The sequence below is a fragment of the Streptomyces sp. TLI_55 genome (assembly GCF_900206255.1).
GTDB lineage: Bacteria > Actinomycetota > Actinomycetes > Streptomycetales > Streptomycetaceae > Streptomyces > Streptomyces aquilus.
On record NZ_OAOJ01000001.1, the window covers coordinates 1094487 to 1113145 of the forward strand.

Here is an 18659-nt window from a genome sequence, read left to right on the forward strand (position 1 = left end):
GTATTGCAGCATTGCTACAGCCGTAGCCATAGTGCAACACTCGATCCATGGTCTTCTCACTGGCGCACGAGGGCAGCGCGACGCACGACGTCACCAATCAGCCCCCTCCCTTGGCCCCCTACGACGCGTCGGAGGACGTGGCCCTGTTGGAAGGGCTGCGCCGGGAGGGCGCCGGCTGGGCCGAGGAGGACGTGCGGCGGATCGGCCGGATCGCGGGCAGCGCTCAGGCGCAGGAGTGGGCCGATCTCGCCAACCGTCACGAGCCCGAGCTGCGGACGCACGACCGGTACGGCCATCGCGTAGACGAGGTCGAGTTCCACCCCAGCTGGCACCACCTGATGCGGACCGCGGTCGCCGAGGGACTGGCCGGCGCGCCCTGGGCCGACGACCGGTCCGGCGCCCATGTGGCGCGCACGGCGAGCGGGTTGGCGTGGGGGCACACCGACGCCGGACACGGCTGTCCGACCTCGATGACGTACGCCGCCGTCCCCGCGCTGCGTCACCAGCCGGACCTCGCGAAGGTATACGAACCGCTGCTCACCAGCCGGGAGTACGAACCCGGACTGCGGGTGCCCAGCGGGAAGCGCGGGCTGCTGGCGGGCATGGGGATGACCGAGAAGCAGGGCGGGTCCGACGTCCGGACGAACGCGACGGTGGCCGCGCCGACCTCGGAGTCGGGCGTGTACACCCTGCGCGGGCACAAGTGGTTCACGTCGGCGCCGATGTGCGACGTGTTCCTGGTGCTGGCGCAGGCGCCCCAGGGGTTGTCTTGTTTCCTGGTGCCGCGCGTCCTGCCCGACGGCAGCCGCAACACCTTCCGCATCCAGCGGCTGAAGGACAAGCTCGGCAACCGCTCGAACGCCTCCTCCGAGCCGGAGTTCGACGGGACCGTGGCGTGGCTGGTCGGGCCCGAGGGGCGGGGCGTGAAGACCATCATCGACATGGTCAACTGCACCCGCCTCGACTGCGTGATGATGTCGGCCGCGCTGATGCGCAAGACGCTCGTCGAGGCGGGGCACCACGCCCGTTACCGCAGCGCGTTCGGGGCCCGGCTGGTCGACCAGCCGCTGATGCGCAACGTCCTCGCCGATCTCGCCCTGGAGTCGGAGGCGGCCACGACCCTGACCCTGCGGCTGGCGGGCGCGGCCGACCGGGCGGTGCGCGGGGACGCCGGTGAGCAGGCGTTCCGGCGGATCGCCACCGCCGTCGGCAAGTACTGGGTCACCAAGCGGGGCCCGGCATTCACCGCGGAGGCCCTGGAGTGCCTCGGCGGCAACGGCTACGTCGAGGACTCCGGCATGCCCCGCCACTACCGCGAGGCTCCCCTGCTGTCGATCTGGGAGGGCTCGGGCAACGTCAACGCCCTCGACGTACTGCGGGCGTTGACGCGGGAGGCGGGGACCGCCGAGGCCCTGTTCGGTGAACTGGCCCTGGCGCAGGGGGCGGACGCCCGGCTGGACGCCGCGGTGAACCGTCTCAAGGGCCTGCTGCGCGACGGCTCGGAGGCCGGGGCGCGGCGCCTGGTCGAGCACATGGCGCTCACCCTCCAAGCCTCACTGCTGGTCCGGCACGCCCCGCCCGCGATCGCCGACGCGTTCTGCGCGACCCGACTCGGCGGCGACTGGGGGCACGCCTTCGGGACGTTGCCGGATTCGGCGGACGTGGCGGCCATCCTGGGGCGGGCGCTGCCGGGCACTGGCTGACGCAGCGCTGCCTCTTGGCTGATGTCGGCATGGCCGACAGACCGTCACCCCGCGATTCCGTTCGGTTGTCAGTGCCGTGGTGCAGACTCGGGATCACTTGGCACTACGCCTGGGGAGGGCAGCGTGTTCACGGGGATCGACGAGGTCGACTGGGCTTCGATGCGGCATGCGTACGGCAGTGCGGAGGACGTGCCCGGACTGCTGCGGGGGCTGGCCTCCGCGGACCCGGCCGAGCGGGAGATCGCGCTCGACGGGATGTACGGCGCCGTGCACCACCAGGGAGACGTGTACGACTCGACGCTCGCCTGCGTTCCGTATCTCTTCGCGCTCGCCGCGCGCGAGGAGGTGCGGGACCGGGGCGAGATCGTGGAGCTCCTCGTCAGCATCGGCGGCGACGGAGAGCCGCCCGAGGGCATGGCCGAGGCCACCGCAATGGCCCGCGTGGCGGTCCGGGCCGGCGCCGAGGTCTTCACCCGGCTCACCGGCGACCCGGACCCGGGGGTGCGCCGGACGGCCGCGAATGCCGTGGTGCGGTTCCTCGACGAGCCGGGGCGGGTGCTCGGTCTGCTCCGCGAGCGGATCACCGTGGAGCGTGACGACCGGGTCCTGATCGCGCTCACCGAGAGCCTGGGCCTGCTGGCCGGCCGGCACCCCGGGCACGCGACCGAGGCACTGGATCTCCTCACCACCCTGGGCATGGCTCCCTACGGTCCCGGTCAACGGCTGGCCGCGCTCGGGCAGTTGGCGGGCCTTGCCCCCGACCGGCTCCCGGCCGACCTGGTGCCCACGGTCCTCGGCCTGCTCCGGCAGCGGTCCGAGCAACGCGCCCGCCCGTCGTGCGAACCCGATCGCCCCGACACGAACACGCTGGTCGGCCGACTGCGGCGGCTGCGGCCTTCGGACGAGGAGGGCTCCCAGCTGCTGCGCACCCTGCACACGGCGCTCGACGGGCGGGTGGCCGACCGGATCGCCCTGCTGAACGGGCAGTTGACCAGCGCGGACCCGACCGTCCGGTGCAACGCGATGTGGATGTCCCTGGGGCTGTTCCTCGACTGGCGCGCCGACTACAGCACGCCCGTCGCCCTGATCGGCACCCAACTGGCCGCCGAAGAAGACCAGTTGCGCTATGCGGCGCTTTCCGTTCTGGATGACCTCTATCACTTGGCCGCGCCCGCCGCGGACGACCTCCACCGGCTGGTGATGTCCCGCCCCGACCTGTGGGTGCAGCACCGGCAGTACGGCGGGCCGGCGCTGGGCGGACCGCTCAAGGCGCTGGCCAGGAGCGGGGATCCGCGCGCGGTGCCGGTGCTGGCGGAGCTCCTCGACACCCCCGGCGCTCCCTCCGACCTGGGGCATGTCGTCGGCCACCTCGGCGCGAGCGCCGGACGCCTCGCACCCGCCCTGCGGGAGAGTCTCGCCCGCCTTCCCCTGGACGCCCCGGACGTCCACGACCGTGCGGAGGCGTTGCTGTCGGCGCTCGGGGCCCTCGACGACACGGAGAGCGTGCCGCTGGTGCTGCGGCTGCTGACCGGTCTCCCGGAACACCGGCTGCGACCGATCGTCGTCGACGCGGCGCTGCGCACGCTCCGCGGGTTCGGAGCCGCGGCACCTGAGGCGATACCCGTGATACGCGGGCTGCTGGAGGGGGACAGCGCGGTCGAGGCGGCGGACGCGCTCTGGGCGCTCGCGGGGGACGCCGACGCCGTACTGCCCGTTCTGACGACACGGGACGGGGACGTCGTCGCGCACCGGGAGGCATCCGAGGTGCTGGGCCGCATGGGGCCGGCGGCCGCGCCCGCCCTGGACGGACTCCGGCGGATGCTCGACTCGCCGTACGAGTGGCAGCGGACCATGGTCGCGTGCGCGCTCTGGCGGATCGGCGGCGAGACGGAGGCGGCGCGGGTGCTTCCGCTGCTGCGCAGGACGTGGACGGAGACGCCGAACCTGCGTCAGCGCATCGCGGAGTGCGTCGCGGACCTGGGCCCGGCGGGAGCGCCCCTGCATGACCTGCTGCGCACGGAACTGGCGTCTCCGCAGCGGTACACGGCCCCGTCCGGGGGGTTCGGGCCCGTGGTCGTCCTGTCGGACGAGCGGTTGCTGCGGATCTGCCGGGGGGTGCTGGGGGTGAGGTGAGCGGGGACGGGTGCGGCGGGTGCGGGGCCGTGGGTCGGCTGGTCTTCGGCAGCGCTGGTTGCTCAACCAGCCGTCCGGCCCCGCTGTTGTCCGAAGCGGGCCCAGTCCGCGTCCCATTGGTCGATCCGGCGGCGTTCCAGGCGGGCGCAGAGGGTGCGGCCGCCGACGAACGGCACGAGCGCCGCGCTCGCTCCCACGAGGGCACCGATCAGGGCGGCGCGGAGGTGGGCCTGTGCCGGGGTCGTGGGGCGGGTGACCAGGCGGCCCTCCGTGTCGGTCCAGACGGCGACCGGAGTGCCGGTGGCGCTGCCGGGGCGGACGCGGACCTGGCCGGTGTGCGAGGAGCCGTCGGGGGCCGCCCAGCGCACCTTCGCCCACACCTGGTCGCTGCTCGCGGTGCCGGTCTGCCCGGCGAAGGTGCCGGGTGCCTTCGCCACGAGCCGGGCCTCGACCTGCCGCCACTCGACGCGCTCCCGGGCGAGGGTGCCCTCGACGGACCGGCTCGTCGCCAGGCCGGCGACCACTCCCGCGAGGGCGGTGAGCAGCCAGGCACCGAGCACGACCCAGGCCTCCACCTTGTCGGCGCGGCGCCGGAGCGGATTGCGCCGCCAACGCCACAGCCACACCTTCGAACCACGGAACGCCATCGAAGGCTTCCTCCTCATGTACGCATGAACATGCCGGGCCGCCCTTCCATACGGGGGACGTCGCCGAGGTGCTCACGAAGAATCCCCTCGACTCGACCGTCGCACAGGTGCCACGGCTCCGCGCGGTCTTCGCGAAAGCGGTCCACGGATCGCCGACACGAGTTACCATCACCGCCCTGACCTGCGGCGGAGCCCTTTCCGGGGGTGACTGTCAGTGGCTGGGTGCAGACTGGCCGATATCTGAGACAAGGACGTCGCGGAGGTGATCGGCATGACCGAGGTACTGCTCGCCGTGGGGACCCGCAAGGGCCTGTTCATCGGGCGCAGGCGGGGTGGGACCTGGGAGTTCGACGAGGGTCCGTATTTCAACGCGCAGGCCGTGTACTCGGTCGCGATCGACACCCGGGGCGAGCGGCCGCGACTGCTGGCGGGCGGCGACAGCGCGCACTGGGGACCGTCGGTGTTCCACTCCGACGACCTCGGCCGCACCTGGACCGAACCGGCTCAGCCCGCCGTCAAGTTCCCGAAGGACACGGGCGCTTCGCTGGAGCGGGTGTGGCAGCTGCATCCGGCGGCCGCGGAGCCGGACGTGGTGTACGCGGGCACCGAACCGGCGGCGCTGTACCGCTCCGAGGACCGTGGCGAGACCTTCACACTGGTCCGCCCGCTGTGGGAGCACCCGACCCGGTCGAAGTGGGTCCCGGGCGGCGGCGGGGAGGGGCTGCACACGGTCGTCACGGACAAGCGCGACCCGCGCTCGGTGACGGTCGCCGTGTCGACCGCCGGGGTGTTCAGGACGTCGGACGGCGGCGCGAGCTGGGTCCCCTCCAACTCCGGTGTCTCGGCGGTGTTCCTGCCCGATCCCCACCCGGAGTTCGGCCAGTGCGTGCACAAGGTCGCACAGGACCCGGTGACCCCGGACCGGCTGTATCTGCAGAACCACTGGGGCGTCTACCGCAGCGACGACGCGGGCGCGCAGTGGACCGACATCGGCGAGGGGCTGCCGTCCACGTTCGGCTTCGCGATGGCCGTCCACCCGCGCCGCGGTGACACCGCGTACGTGTTCCCGATCAACGCCGACGCGGACCGGGTGCCCGCCGACCGCCGCTGCCGGGTGTTCCGTACGACGGACGCGGGCAAGAGCTGGGAACCCTTGTCCGCCGGTCTGCCGCAGGGCGACCACTACGGCACCGTGCTGCGCGACGCGCTGTGCACCGACGACGCGGACCCGGCCGGGGTGTACTTCGGCAACCGCAACGGCGAGGTGTTCGCCTCGGCCGACGACGGTGACAGCTGGCAGCAGCTCGCCTCGCATCTGCCGGACGTGCTGTGTGTGCGGGCCGCGGTGGTGGGATGAGCCACGCGGGGGGACCACCGGGCCTTGGCCACCGGTTGATCGCCGTTGCCTGTACGGCAGTAGGGTGACGCCCGTGGCACCACGACCCTTGCATGAGATCGTCGAACCGGGCTGGGCGAAGGCCCTCGAACCCGTTGCCGGGCGGATCGCCGAGATGGGCGACTTCCTGCGGGCGGAGATCGCCGCGGGACGCACCTACCTCCCGGCCGGACCCAACGTTCTGCGGGCCTTCCAGCAGCCCTTCGACGACGTCCGCGTCCTGATCGTCGGTCAGGATCCCTATCCGACGCCCGGGCACGCGGTGGGACTGTCGTTCTCGGTCGCGCCGGAAGTGCGTCCGCTGCCCGGCAGTCTGATCAACATCTACCGCGAGCTGAACACCGACCTGGGGCTGCCGCAGCCCTCCAACGGCGATCTGACGCCGTGGACCCAGCAGGGCGTGCTGCTGCTCAACAGGGCGCTCACCACGGCCCCGCGCAAGCCGGCCGCACACCGGGGCAAGGGCTGGGAAGAGGTCACCGAGCAGGCGATACGGGCGCTCGCGGCGCGTGGCAAGCCGCTCGTGTCGATCCTCTGGGGGCGCGACGCCCGCAATCTGCGTCCGCTCCTCGGCGACCTGCCGTCCGTGGAGTCGGCGCACCCCTCCCCCATGTCGGCGGACCGCGGCTTCTTCGGCTCCCGTCCGTTCAGCCGGGCCAACGACCTGCTGGTCCGCCAGGGAGGACAACCGGTGGACTGGCGCCTGCCGTGACCGCGCCGGGCGGGGGCGACGGGGGCCTTGCGACGGGCGCGGGCGACGGGGGCCTTCCGGCGGGCGCGGGCGACAGGGGTCTTCCGGCGGGCGTGGGCGGCAGGGGACGTGCGACCGGGCCGGGCGGCGGGGGACGTGCGACCGCCCCGGGCGACGGCGGAGCTGCCACCGCTCCGGATGACGGCGGACGTGCCACCGGCCCGGCTGAGATCAGGGGCCTCCCGGCGCCGGCCGGTCCGGGGATCCTCGCGGTCGATTCCGGCGGCTCCGGGCTGCGGGTCGCCCTCGGTACGGCGGAGCGTGGTGCGCTCGGGCTGCGGGAGTCGCGGGTGCCGGTCCGTACGGGTGCGCGGGGCATCGACGCCGCGCATCTGATGGAGCAACTGGTGCCGATGGTGCGCGAGTTGGCCGCCGAGACGGGTGTTGCTTGGCCGGGCACGGCCGTCGTCGGGGCCGCCGGGCTGAGCACCCTCGGCGACGCCCTGCGCGCCGAACTCCCGGGCGCCCTGCGACGGGAGTTCGGGGTCGGGTCGCTCGCACTTGTCGCCGATGCCGTCACCGCCTATGTCGGCGCTCTCGGCCCGCGGCCTGGTGCCGTCGTCGCGGGCGGCACTGGACTCATCGCGATCGGCACGGATCTGACCGGCTGGCGCCGGGCGGACGGCTGGGGGCATCTGCTGGGCGACTGCGGCAGCGGCGCCTGGATCGGCCGGGCGGGGCTGGAAGCGGCCCTGCGCGCGTACGACGGGCGGCCGGGCGGCTCCGCCGGGCTGCTGGCCCGCGCCGAGGGCGAGTTCGGGCCACTGACCGGGCTGCCCGGCCTGCTCTATCCGCGCCCGGACCGGCCCGCAGTCCTCGCCTCCTTCGCCCCGCACGTCGCCGCCTGCGCGGCCGACGACGGCGACCCGGTGGCCACCGCCATCCTGCACACGGCGGCGCGGCACATCGCCGAGTCGGCGGCCGCGGTCTGCCCGACCGGCGGCGAACCCCAGGTGGCCGTCACCGGCGGGCTGTTCAAGATGGGCGCCCCGCTCCTCGTACCGCTGGAAGAGGAGTTGGCGAAGCGGCTGCCGCACGCGCACCGGGTCGAGGCCGCCGGGGATCCGTTGCACGGGGCGGTACGGATCGCCACAGACCTGGCAACCGGGGCGCTCACCCTGCCGAGTGATACGTCGATGGTGCAGGTGATGACCGGAACGGGCGACTGATCCCGACAGGGCACCCGCTTCCGATCCGTACGTAACTCATCAGACAAAAGCGGACGGATACCGCTCACCTGCACCCTCCCCGAACAGGGAAGCCCAGTGAGCCAGTAACATGCGGCGCCATGAGCTCCCCCACTGGGCCCGCCGGCCTGCCCGTACGAATGCCGCGCCCTCGCCAGCCCGGAAGGCACCGCCGTCCCGAGCCGCTGGCGGCTCCCGAGGGCGCGCCCGCGCTCGTCCTCGCGGTGCCGGGCACGCCGAGCGCTGCCACGCGCAGCCTCGCCGAGGAGGTCGTGAGCATCGCCCGCTCCGAGCTCCCCGGCCTCGACGCGCGGATCGGCTACCTCGACGGGGACGACGCGGAGTTCCCCACGCTCCAGTCCGTGCTCGCGCACGCCGGCGAGGAGCGCACCGCCCGCTACGAGCAGGCCAGGGCCGCGGGACTCGACGTCAAGGAGCCCGAGGGTCCCGTCGCCGTCGTGGTGCCGCTGCTGGCCGGTCCGGACAGCGCGCTGCTGCGGGTGATCCGCCAGGCCGTGATGGACAGCCGCGTCGCGGCCGACCTCACCGATGTGCTCGGTCCGCACCCGCTGCTCGCCGAGGCGCTGCACGTGCGGCTGTCCGAGGCCGGGCTGGCCCGCGCCGACCGCGCCCGGCTGTTCACCGTGGCGACCGCCGCGGACGGCATCATCCTGGCCTCGGTCGGCGGTGAGGAGGCCGTGCAGGCGGCCGGTATCACCGGCATGCTGCTCGCCGCGCGCCTCGCCGTGCCGGTGATGGCGGCCGCGCTCGACCAGGAGGGTTCGATCGCGTCCGTGGCCGAGCAGCTGCGGGCGTCGGGTTCGCAGCAGCTGGCGCTGGCGCCGTACCTGATAGGGCCGGAGATCGACCCGGGTCTGGTCGAGGAGGCGGCGAGGGAGGTCGGCTGCTCCGCGGCCGAGGCGCTCGGCCCGTACCCGGCGATCGGCAAGCTGGCGCTGGCGAAGTACACGACGGCGCTGGGCATCGCCCCGCAGCAGCCGCAGGGGGCTCCGACGCGCTGATCCGCGCGTACGGAACGAGAGCACGACGTGAGCAGCGCCGAAGGGCCCGCTCCCACCACGGGAGGCGGGCCCTTCGGCGTACGGCACCACGGCCGGGGCCGTCTCAGCCGTCTCAGCCGAGGACCACGCAGGACGCCGCCGGCACCTTCACCGCACCGGCGCGGGTGGGCAGGCCCGTCTCGGGGTCGAGCGCGAACCAGGTGACCTCGCCGGAGCGCTCGTTGGCGACGTACAGGAACCCGCCCGACTCGGCGATCGCCCGGGGCCAGTGGCCGCCGCACGGCACGGTGGCGACGAGCCGCAGTTCGTCACCGTTGACGGCGAACGTGGACAGGACGTCCTCGCCGCGGGTGGCGGTCCACACGAAACGGCCGTCGGGCGAGACGACGACGCCGGAGGGGTAGGCGTCGCCGGCCGGGGCGTCCGTGAGCACCTGGACCTCGGTCAGTGGCTTCAGCAGGCCTTCCGTGGCGTCCCAGCGGCAGACGGTGAGGGTGGGGGCGAGTTCGTTGACGACGTAGGCGTATGTGCCGTCCGGGTGGAAGGCCAGGTGGCGCGGTCCCGAACCGGGGCGCAGGGCGATCTCGCGGTGCGGGTCGGGCGTGCCGCCGGTCAGGGTGCAGACGCGTACGGAGTCCGTGCCGAGGTCCACGCTGACGGCCCACCGGCCGCTCGGGTCGGCCTGCACCTGGTGGGCGTGCGGGGCCTGCTGACGCTTGGTGTGCGGGCCCGAGCCGGTGTGGCGCAGGGTGCCGGAGGCGGGGCCGGCGAGGGTGCCGTCGGGGCGCAGCGGTACGGCGGTGACGCTGCCGGAGCCGTAGTCGGCGGTCAGGACGTGGCCGTCGTACAGGCCGAGGTGGGTCGGTCCGCCGCCGACCGGCACCGGACGTCCGGCGGGCTCGGGGCGGTCACCGACGACGCGGAAGGCGGCCACCGCGCCCTCGGCGGTCTCGCTGACCGCGTAGAGCGTGCCGCCGTCCGGCGCCAGGGTCAGGTAGGAGGGGTCGGGCAGGCCGTCGTAACTGCTCAGGGGCGTGAGCGCGCCGGTGTCCGGGGTGACGGCCGCCGTCACGATGCCGGGGCCTCCGGCCGCCGTGAACGAGCCGATGTAGGCCTTCCGCTGCCGCTCGCCACCGTCTGCCACCGCTGTCCCCTCTCGGTCCTGAGCCGTTGGGGCTGACGGTAGCAGCGGTCTAGACCATACGGCGAAGGTTTCGCCCGGCCGCGGCGGACGTCAGTACCGCCCCTCGCGGCCAGGAGGGCCTCAGGCTCCGACCAGTGGTGACCCCGGCGGCGTGCGCAGGGGTGTCGCCAGGTCGGCGAGGGCTCGTTCCAGGCCGTGCAGGTGAGCCAGGGCGGGGCCCTCGGCGGGCGGGTGGTCCGTGACCGGCAGGTCACCGTGTGTGCCGCCCGTGAGGGCCTCGACCGCCGCCTCCACACGCCAGCAGGCGGCGGCCAGGCGGGCGTCGTGGGAGGCCTCGGGGTCGGCGGCGACGGCGACGAGGCCGCGGATCTCGCGGGCGCAGTCGTCGAGGAGCGTGAGGACCCGGCGGGCGCGCCGCTTGCGGCGGAGCATCGGGTTCAGCGGGTGCACGAGCGGGGCCACGGAGAGCCGTACCCGGGCCAGCAGCTGCTCCAGCTCGGCCACGCGCCGGGCCGGGTCGGCGTCCGCCCCGGCGAGGCGCGCGGCGGCTTCGGCGGTGCAGGCGTGGACGCAGCGCAGGGCGCGCTGGATCCAGGCGTCGGTCGTGGTGTGGGTGGTGACGGGCAGCACGAACAGCACGGCGAGGACCGCGCCGAGCGCACCGATGCCGGTCTCCGCCAGGCGCAGCGCGAGCAGGTGCGGAGTGAGGACGCCGAGGAGGCCGTAGAGCAGCTCGGCGAGGACGGTGACGCAGAGCATCATCCAGGTGTACGAGACCGCAGCGGTGTAGAAGATGCCGAACACGCAGGCGGCGAGGAGCACGGCCGTGGGCAGCCCGGCGCCGTCCAGCGGGACGGCGATGAGCAGGCCGAGGCCGATGCCGATCACGGTGCCGAGGACCCGGCGGAAGCCGCGCACGAGGGTCTCGCCGCGCGACGTGGTGTTGACGAAGACCCACCAGGTGGCGCCGACGGCCCAGTACCAGCGGTCTCCGGACACCAGCTGCCCCACGACGAGCGCGAAGGCGGCGCCGACGGTCGCCTGGACGGCCTGGCGGGTGGTCACCCGGGCGAGGCCGGTGCCGGCGGGCGGGGCGGCCACCGGAGCGGGCGGCAGGTGGCGCTCGTAGCACCACAGGCCGAAGCGCACGGCCGCGGCGGTGGCCACGGAGAGCAGGACGGCGGCGTAGAGCTCGGGCAGCCGGTCGCTCGTGGCATGCAGGAACTGCGCCACGAAGAAGGTCATGAACGCGAACACGCCGAGGCTGTGCCCGCGCGGACCCCACCGGCGCGCGTACACGCCCGCGCCGATGACGGCGAGGAACGTGAGGTCGCGGGCGACGGGGTGGTCGTGCAGCTCGGCCGCGGCGGCCAGCACGGGCAGGCCCACGGCGGGCAGCAGCGCGGTGGTGACCGCCTGGCCGCGGACCGTGGCGTCGGTGACGGTGAACAGGGCGAGCAGCGCGGCGAGCCCGCCGGTGACGGCGCCGACGAGGGAGTGCCCGGCGAACCCGCACACCACGACCGCGAGCCCGATGCCGACGACGGCCCGCGCCGCGAAGCGCAGCCGCACCCGGCCCGGGTCCGGAGCAACGAACACCCTCTTCAGCACTGCTTCCCGCCCCCTGCGTCGTCAATGGGCACACCGGCATGAAAAAGGCGCCGCGGAGGTCCGCAGCGCCATCGACGGGTTTATTGCAGCACCAGCCCCGCGACTGGCTCAAGTGGCATCGAATAGGCTGATCCATTGGCACAGACAAAAGGGACCCTGCCCATCCACCGGCGGGCCAACGGACCACGAACGAGGAGGCCGGGCGCGATGGCCGTGGACGAGCTCGACACCCGCATCCTGCGGCTGCTGCTGGAGCAGCCGCGCACGAGCGTGCGCGAGTACGCCCGTATCCTCGGGGTCGCCCGGGGCACCCTCCAGGCCCGCCTGGACCGGCTGGAGCGGAACGGCGTGATCACCGGCACCGGCCCCTCCCTCTCCCCCGCCGCCCTCGGCCACCCGGTGCTGGCGTTCGTGCACATCGAGGTCACCCAGGGACGGCTCGACGACGTGGGCGACGCGCTGGCCGCCGTACCGGAGATCGTCGAGGCGTTCTCGATCGCGGGCGGCGGCGACCTGCTGACGCGAGTGGTGGCGCGGGACAACGCGCATCTGGAGGACGTGATCCAGAAGGTGATCAGCCTGCCGGGCGTGGTCCGCACCCGCACCGAGGTGGCCCTGCGCGAGCGGGTGCCGTACCGGCTGCTGCCGCTGGTGGAGTCGATCGGCCGCGCGGCCCGGAACTGACCTCTGGCCTCCTGCACGCCGACTGCCTTTTGACATCCTGGACGGCATGAGCAATCTCGGCCCGACCTCGGTCATCTTCGATCTCGACGGAACGCTCGTGGACAGCGAGCCGAACTACTACGAGGCATCGCGCGCCCTGCTCGCCGTCCATGGGGTCCGGGACTTCACCTGGGAGGACAACTCCCAGTATGTGGGCATCAGCACCTGGGAGACGCTCGGCCTGTGGCGGGAGCGGTACGGGCTCACCGTGCCGCCCGCCGAACTCCTCGGCGAGCTCAACCGGCGTTATCTGGACCTCGCCCGGGTGAACACGCCCGCATACCCCGAGATGCGCAAGTTCGTCGAGTTGCTGGCGACCGAGGACGTCCCCATGGCCGTGGCCTCGGGTTCGTCGCCGGAGGCCATCGCGGCGATCCTGGCGGGCACCGGCCTGGACGCCTTCCTGCACACCGTCGTCTCCGCCGACGAGGTCGAGCGCGGCAAGCCCGCCCCGGACGTCTTCCTGGAGGCGGCCCGCCGGCTCGGCGCGGCCCCGGCCGACTGCGTGGTCCTGGAGGACGCGGCGCCGGGTGCCGCCGCCGCGCACGCGGCCGGGATGCGCTGCATCGCGATCCCGTACGTCGCCGCCCAGGCCGACGCCCCGGAGTTCGCCACCGCCGATCTGCTGCTGCGCGGCGGCCAGGAGGAGTTCACGGCCCGGGCCGCGTACGACTGGCTGGCAGCCTCGGCCCGCCCGTCCTGATCGGCTCCTGATCGGCCGGCGATCGGCGCGGTGCCCCGCCCCGCAGCCGGGGCACCGCTCGCCCGGCGCGCGGGCTACGGTCGTGACCCGTGCGTCGGCTTCGGGGCCGGCTCGATGTTCTGGTTGAGGCGGAAGACGTTGTCCGGGTCGCGGTCGGCCTTGACGCGGGCCAGGCGGGCGTAGTTGTCGCGGTAGCTGGCCCGGACCCGTTCCTGTCCCTCGTCCATCATCATGTTCACGTAGGCGCCGCCCGCCGAGTACGGGTGCAGGGCGTCGAAGTAGTCGACCGTCCAGCGTTTGATCAGTTCGGCGTTGGCGGGGTCGGGGTCGACTCCGGCGTACACGGAGGCCCAGTTGGCGTGCCGGTAGGCCCAGGGCGTGTCGTCCTGGCCCACGTCGTGGGCGGCGCCGTCGATCGGGTAGAGGTGCATGGTCGACTGCATGGTGGGGACCTCGGCGCCGAACTTGGCGTGGAGGGCGACGGCGTCGTCGGGGATGGTCTCGACGAAGTCGGCGCGCCAGTACCACTGGTGGCCCGGCGGGTAGAGCCCGTCGAACATCGTCTGCAGTTCGGAGTGTTGCAGCACCATGGGCGCGTGCAGCAGCGGCGTGGGCAGTGCGTCGAGCAGCGGGGCCATCTCGCGGGCGGCGGCCTCGGGGTCGGCGCCGGTCCAGCACCAGACGATGCCGGCGGTCTTGCGGAGCTGGATCTCCTCGGGGAACGGCGGGGCGGGCGGCACGGTGCCGTGCAGGAAGAAGCCGTTGAGCTCGCGGGGCGCGTTCAGGATGAAGTCCCGGTAGGCGGCGAGGACTTCGGCGCTGTCCTCCACCGGCCAGAAGGTGGGCCCGGCGACGACCGTGCTGATCTCGTGCAGCCGGAACAGGAACGAGGTGACCACCCCGAAGTTGCCGCCGCCGCCCCGCAGCGCCCAGAACAGGTCGCTGTTCTCGTAGCCGCTGGCGATCACCTTCCTGCCGTCGGCGAGGACGACCTCGGCCTCCAGCAGGTTGTCGATGGTCAGCCCGCACTTGCGGGTGAGGTGGCCGAGCCCGCCGCCGGTGGCGAGGCCGCCGACGCCGGTGGTGGAGATGATGCCGCTGGGCGTGGCGAGGCCGTGGGCGTTGGTGGCGCGGTCGACCTCGCCCCAGACGCAGCCGCCGCCGACCCGGACGGTGTGGGAGTCGGCGTCGACCTCGATGTCCTTCAGCGGGGACAGGTCGAGGACGACGCCGTCGTCGACGGTGCCGAGGCCGGCGCCGTGGTGACCGCCGCCCCGTACGGCGAGGGGCAGGTCGTGGGCGCGGGCGAAGGCGATGACGCGGGCGACGGCGTCCGCGTCGGCGCAGCGGGCGACGAGGGCCGGGTGCCGGTCGATCATCGCGTTGTAGACGCCTCGGGCCTGCTGGTGGGCGGGGTCGTCGGGGCCGATCAACTCACCGTTGAAGGCTGTGAGTTCCGTGCGCGCCGCGTGGGCGATGGTGCTGGACATGCGGTCCCCCGTTTCGGAAATTCGTGCCGATTCGCCCGTTCTACTCGCGTCGTCACCGACCGGACATCCGTGTGCGTCACCCAGCTCGGGCCCGCCGGGTACCTACGTTTCGGCGTGCGGAAGCGGCGCCTCGGGCTCCGGGGGCGGGCCTCCGTCGTCCGCCAGCAGGCCGAGCCGGGCGGCACGGTCGGCCGCGTGTCGTCGGGTGGGGGCGTCCAGCTTGTCGAGGACGGCCCGTACGTGGTTGTCGACCGTCCGTACCGACACCACGAGCCGGGCGGCGATCTCCGCGTTGGTCAGCCCGTCCGCGAGCAGCCGCATGACCTGGAGCTGGCGCCGGGTGAGGCCCGCGGGGTTCTCCCGGGTCGCGGCGACCGGGCCGCGCGGGATGTGCCGTACGCCGATCCGGCGCAGCTCGGTGCGCAGCAGCCGGGACCGTGGCTCGGCGCCGAGGGCGTCGAGGGTGGTGAGCGCGGTGAGCTTGTCGGCGGGGTCGGGGCTCTCGGCGAGGGCGGCGGCGTGTTCGTAGGGGCAGCCCGCCTCCAGCCATCGGCCGGCGGCCTGCCGCCACAGGCCGCGGGCCTGGAGGGCGTACGGGTGGTCCGAGTCGTCGAGCCGGACGGGGTGGCCGGCCTTGGTGAGCCAGTAGCCGAGCTCGGCGCGGTAGGGGACGCCGGGCAGCCGGTCGGCCTGGGCGTGGACGGGCCCCGCGGCGGCGGTGACGGCGGCGAGGTCGCCGCGCAGCCAGGCCGCCTCGGCGAAGGCCGCCGCGACGGGCCCGGTGCGCTGGAGTTCCCTGGTGCGTACGGCGATCTCGCGGGCCTCGGCGAGGAGTTCACCGGCGCCGGGGCGGCCGCAGCGGACGCGGACCCGGGCGAGGACGGTGAGCGCGGGGCAGCGGGCGGGGACGAAGTCGTGCATACCGTACTCGGCGTGTTTCTCGGCCGCCTCCCAGTCGGCGGCGGCAAGACGCCGTACCGCCAGCTCCACGTGGAGGTAGTTGAGGAAGCCGAGGTGTTCGGCGCGGTCGGCGAGGTCCATGGCCGGGGGCAGGAACAGGTCGGCCTCGGCGTACCGGAGGTTGTCGAGGAGGGTCCAGATGAGGTTGGCGTAGGCGCGGCAGGCGTGTTCGACCTCGCCGGCGGCGAGCGCCACCTCCAGGCTCTCCTCCAGCTGGAGCCGCCCGCCGGGGTCGCCGCCGCGCCAGCGGGCCGTGCCGACGTTGTTGAGGGCGTGGGAGAGGATCGCCGCGTCGTCGGCCTTGCGGGCCAGGGCGATGGCGCGTTCGCCGAGTTCGACGGCCTCGGCGTAGCGGTCGGAGAGCATGCGCAGTTGGGCGGTGTTGCTGACGGCCAGGGCGAGGAGCCGGTCGTCGCCGGCGTGTTCGAGGACGGCGACGGCTTCGCGGGCGGCCTCCTGGGCCTGGTCGGCGTCGCCGGCCCACCAGTGGATGCGGGACAGCCAGCGCAGGTCGGCGCCGAGCCCGAGGGTGTCGCCGAGGATACGGCGCAGGGCTACGGCCTCGCGCTCGGCGGTGACGGCGGCGGCCGAGTCGGCGATGGTGTAGCTCTCCACGGCGTAGCGTTCGAGCAGGTCGGCGAGGTCGGCCGGCCCGTAGCGGTGCCGCCCGCGCAGGACGAGCCGGAGTTGGGCGGCGGCCTCGCGGTGGGCGCCGGCGCACGCGGCGTCCTTGGCGGCGTCGGGTCCGTAGCGGGCGATGGCGTCCTGGTCGCCGGCCTGGTCGGCGTGGTGGACGATCCGGGCAGTGTCGCAGCCGGGCCGGGCGACGAGCGCGGCGAGGATGGTGCGGTTGAGGCCGATGCGGCGGGCGGCGGGCAGGGAGTCGGCGACGGCCCGCCGGATCAGCTCGTGCCGGAACGCCACCCGGTCCGGCTCCACCGTGAGCAGTCCGCGCTGCTCGGCGGTGGCCAGCACGGCGACGCCGTCCGTGAACAGGGCGTCCACCAGGGGCCGTTCGACCGCCGAGGGCACGACGGCGAGCTGCTCCAGCGCGTCCACCGTCGCCGGGTCCAGGCCCCGCAGCCGGGCCAGGACGGCGTCCACGACCGTCGGCGGCACTTCCCCGGTGCCGCCCGCGGCCACGATCTCGGCGACGAAGAACGGGTTGCCGGACGTCACCTCGTACACCTGAGCGGCATCCAGCCGGCGGGAGGCGCTGAGCGCCCGCACCGCGTCGAGGGAGAGCCGGGCGAGGGGCAGGCGGTGCACCCGGGAGGTGCGGGAGACCTGGCCCAGCAGATGACGCAGGGGGTGTTCGCGGCTGAGCTCGTCGTCGCGGTAGGTGAGGACGAGCAGCGCGGGCAGCGCCTCGATGCGTCTGACCAGGAAGCGCAGGGCGTCCAGGGAGGCTTCGTCGGCCCAGTGGACGTCCTCGACGACGAGGACCGCGGGGTGCGGGGCGGCGGCGAGTTCGCCGTACAGGGCCTCGTAGACGCGATGGCGGTCGCCGCCCTCCATGACGGCGCGGGCGAGGTCGGCGCCGACGCTGCCGACGAGGTCGCGGAACGGGCCGAGGGGGCGGCGGGTGGCGAGGTCGTCGCACTGGCCGACGAGGACGCGCGCCTGCGCGGGCAGCCGCTCCGGCATGGCCCTCACCAGGCTGGACTTGCCGATGCCGGCCTCACCGAAGACGAGCGCCACCGAACCGGCACCGGCTGCCGCCTCCCGGGCGGCCGCGGCCAGTCGCGTCAGCTCGCGCTCGCGTTCGAGGATCCACCGATCCACGGGCCGATTCTGCCAGAGCGCTCCGCTGGGGAAGCGGGTCCGGAGGGTGCCGGATGCGGCCATTCTGCGGGGGTCGTTTTGTGGGGGCGCTCGTTTTGCGGGGCGCGGTCGTTTTGCCGGGCGTGGTCGCTCTGCCGGGCTCGGTCGTTTGCCGGGCTCGGTTGCTCTGCCGAGGGCAGTGGCTCCGCCGGGCGCGGTCAATCCGCCGAGGGCGGTTGCTCTGCCGAGGGCGGTGGCCCCGCCGAGGCCGGTGGGCCCGCCGGGCGCGGTGGCTCCGCCGAGGGCAGTGGCTCCGCCGAGGGCAGTGGCTCCGCCGAGGGCAGTGGGCCCGCCGGGCGCGGTCGCTCCGCCGAGGGCTGTGGCCCCGCCGAGGACCGTGGCCCCGCCGGACGCGGTCAATCCGCCGGGCTCGGTTGCTCTGCCGAGAGCCGTGGCCCCGCCGGGCGCGGTCACTCTGCCGAGTGCGGTTGCTTTGCCGGGCGCGGTTGCTTTGCCGACTGCGGTCGCTTTGTTGGCTGCCGTCGCTTTGTTGGCTACAGCGCCGTCGAGGCTGTTGGCTACGGCGCCCTCGAGGCTGTTGGCTGCGGCGTCGTCGAGGCTGGTCGCGTGGGGGTCAGTGCACGGAGAGGCCGCCGTCGACGAAGATCGACTGGCCGGTGACGTACGCGGCGGCACGGCTCGCGAGGAAGACCGCCGCGCCTTCGAAGTCCTCGGCGAGGCCGTTGCGGCCGACCATCGTGCGGGCGGCGAGCGCCTCGACCTTCTCCGGGTCGTTCGCGAGGCGGGCGTTGAGGGGCGTCATCACGAAGCCCGGCACGAGCGTGTTGCAGGTGACGCCGTACGGCGACCAGGCCTCCGCCTGGGATCGGGCGAGCGATTCGAGACCGCCCTTGGAGACGCCGTAGGCACCGCTCTGCACGAAGGCGCGGTGCGCCTGCTGGGAGGTGATGTGGATGATCCGCCCGAAGCCGCGCTCGGCCATGCGGGGGCCGAAGCGCTGGCCCAGCAGGAAGGGTGCCTCCAGGTTGACGGCCAGGGTGGTGTCCCACACGTCCTCGGTCAGCTCGCCCATCGGGGGCCGCAGGTTGATGCCGGCGGAGTTGACGAGGATGTCGGGCTCGCCGAAGGCCCGCACCGCTTCCTCGGCCGCGGTGCGCACGCCGTCGCGGGTGCCGAGGTCGGCACTGACCCACGCGGCGCGACAGCCGTCGGCGGTCAACCCGTCGACGGTCGCCGCCAGTTCCGCCTCTTTGCGGGCCACGACGACGACACTCGCCCCGGCGCGCGCCAGGGCGCCAGCGACGGCCCGCCCGATGCCCGAGCTGCCGCCGGTGACGAGGGCGACGCGGTTCTCGAGGGAGAACAGTTCCGAGAGGTAGGCCTGCGAGATCATACCCGCACCCT

The 18659-nt window shown here is 74.0% G+C and carries 14 protein-coding genes; 8 read left to right on the forward strand and 6 right to left on the reverse strand.

Annotated features, from left to right (window positions below; all coding sequences use genetic code 11):
* The first annotated feature begins 47 nt into the window (after positions 1-47).
* Positions 48-1703 (forward strand): acyl-CoA dehydrogenase family protein, encoded by a 1656-nt coding sequence (locus CRP56_RS05180; RefSeq protein WP_097260688.1) that lies wholly within the window; start codon positions 48-50, stop codon positions 1701-1703.
* Positions 1704-1826: 123 nt separating this feature from the next.
* On the forward strand, positions 1827-3836 hold the full coding sequence (locus CRP56_RS05185) for a HEAT repeat domain-containing protein (RefSeq protein ID WP_097260691.1): 2010 nt from the start codon (positions 1827-1829) through the stop codon (positions 3834-3836).
* Positions 3837-3898: 62 nt separating this feature from the next.
* On the opposite strand, the gene CRP56_RS05190 is transcribed toward CRP56_RS05185, so the two are convergent.
* Positions 3899-4483, reverse strand: coding sequence for an Rv1733c family protein (locus tag CRP56_RS05190; protein WP_097260693.1), 585 nt, complete (start codon positions 4481-4483; stop codon positions 3899-3901).
* A gap of 271 nt (positions 4484-4754) precedes the next feature.
* On the opposite strand from CRP56_RS05190, the gene CRP56_RS05195 reads away from it, so the two are divergent.
* The 4 genes from CRP56_RS05195 (at position 4755) to CRP56_RS05210 (ending at position 8839) form a co-directional block, all read left to right on the forward strand.
* Positions 4755-5840 (forward strand): WD40/YVTN/BNR-like repeat-containing protein, encoded by a 1086-nt coding sequence (locus CRP56_RS05195; RefSeq protein WP_097273741.1) that lies wholly within the window; start codon positions 4755-4757, stop codon positions 5838-5840.
* A 73-nt stretch (positions 5841-5913) separates the two neighbouring features.
* Complete coding sequence (locus CRP56_RS05200; protein WP_059198476.1) at positions 5914-6591, forward strand: uracil-DNA glycosylase; 678 nt, start codon at positions 5914-5916, stop codon at positions 6589-6591.
* Between the two features lie 209 nt (positions 6592-6800).
* Positions 6801-7799, forward strand: a complete 999-nt coding sequence (locus CRP56_RS05205; protein ID WP_257041884.1) for an N-acetylglucosamine kinase — start codon at positions 6801-6803, stop codon at positions 7797-7799.
* Positions 7800-7918: 119 nt separating this feature from the next.
* Positions 7919-8839 (forward strand): sirohydrochlorin chelatase, encoded by a 921-nt coding sequence (locus CRP56_RS05210; RefSeq protein WP_097260695.1) that lies wholly within the window; start codon positions 7919-7921, stop codon positions 8837-8839.
* A gap of 112 nt (positions 8840-8951) precedes the next feature.
* Here CRP56_RS05210 and CRP56_RS05215 read toward each other — a convergent pair whose 3' ends face one another.
* Positions 8952-9983 (reverse strand): lactonase family protein, encoded by a 1032-nt coding sequence (locus CRP56_RS05215; protein WP_097260697.1) that lies wholly within the window; start codon positions 9981-9983, stop codon positions 8952-8954.
* 120 nt (positions 9984-10103) lie between these two features.
* Positions 10104-11594: an FUSC family protein gene (locus CRP56_RS05220; protein ID WP_097260700.1), complete on the reverse strand. Its 1491-nt coding sequence runs from the start codon at positions 11592-11594 to the stop codon at positions 10104-10106.
* Positions 11595-11801: 207 nt separating this feature from the next.
* Between CRP56_RS05220 and CRP56_RS05225 the strand changes: the two genes are divergently transcribed.
* Complete coding sequence (locus CRP56_RS05225; RefSeq protein ID WP_079309566.1) at positions 11802-12278, forward strand: Lrp/AsnC family transcriptional regulator; 477 nt, start codon at positions 11802-11804, stop codon at positions 12276-12278.
* 46 nt (positions 12279-12324) lie between these two features.
* Complete coding sequence (locus CRP56_RS05230) at positions 12325-13020, forward strand: HAD family hydrolase (RefSeq protein WP_097260708.1); 696 nt, start codon at positions 12325-12327, stop codon at positions 13018-13020.
* A 74-nt stretch (positions 13021-13094) separates the two neighbouring features.
* Here the strand turns inward: CRP56_RS05230 and CRP56_RS05235 are convergent, their stop codons facing one another.
* The 3 genes from CRP56_RS05235 to CRP56_RS05245 all read right to left on the reverse strand — a co-directional run bounded on the left by CRP56_RS05235 (position 13095) and on the right by CRP56_RS05245 (position 18648).
* Positions 13095-14510 carry an FAD-binding oxidoreductase gene (locus tag CRP56_RS05235; RefSeq protein ID WP_097260710.1) on the reverse strand — a complete coding sequence of 472 codons (1416 nt, stop codon included), beginning with the start codon at positions 14508-14510 and terminating at the stop codon, positions 13095-13097.
* A 102-nt stretch (positions 14511-14612) separates the two neighbouring features.
* The gene (locus CRP56_RS05240; protein ID WP_097273745.1) at positions 14613-17255 is read right to left on the reverse strand and encodes a helix-turn-helix transcriptional regulator; all 2643 of its coding nucleotides are present in this window, start codon (positions 17253-17255) and stop codon (positions 14613-14615) included.
* Positions 17256-17868: 613 nt separating this feature from the next.
* Complete coding sequence (locus CRP56_RS05245) at positions 17869-18648, reverse strand: SDR family NAD(P)-dependent oxidoreductase (protein ID WP_097260712.1); 780 nt, start codon at positions 18646-18648, stop codon at positions 17869-17871.
* Positions 18649-18659 lie beyond the last annotated feature (11 nt).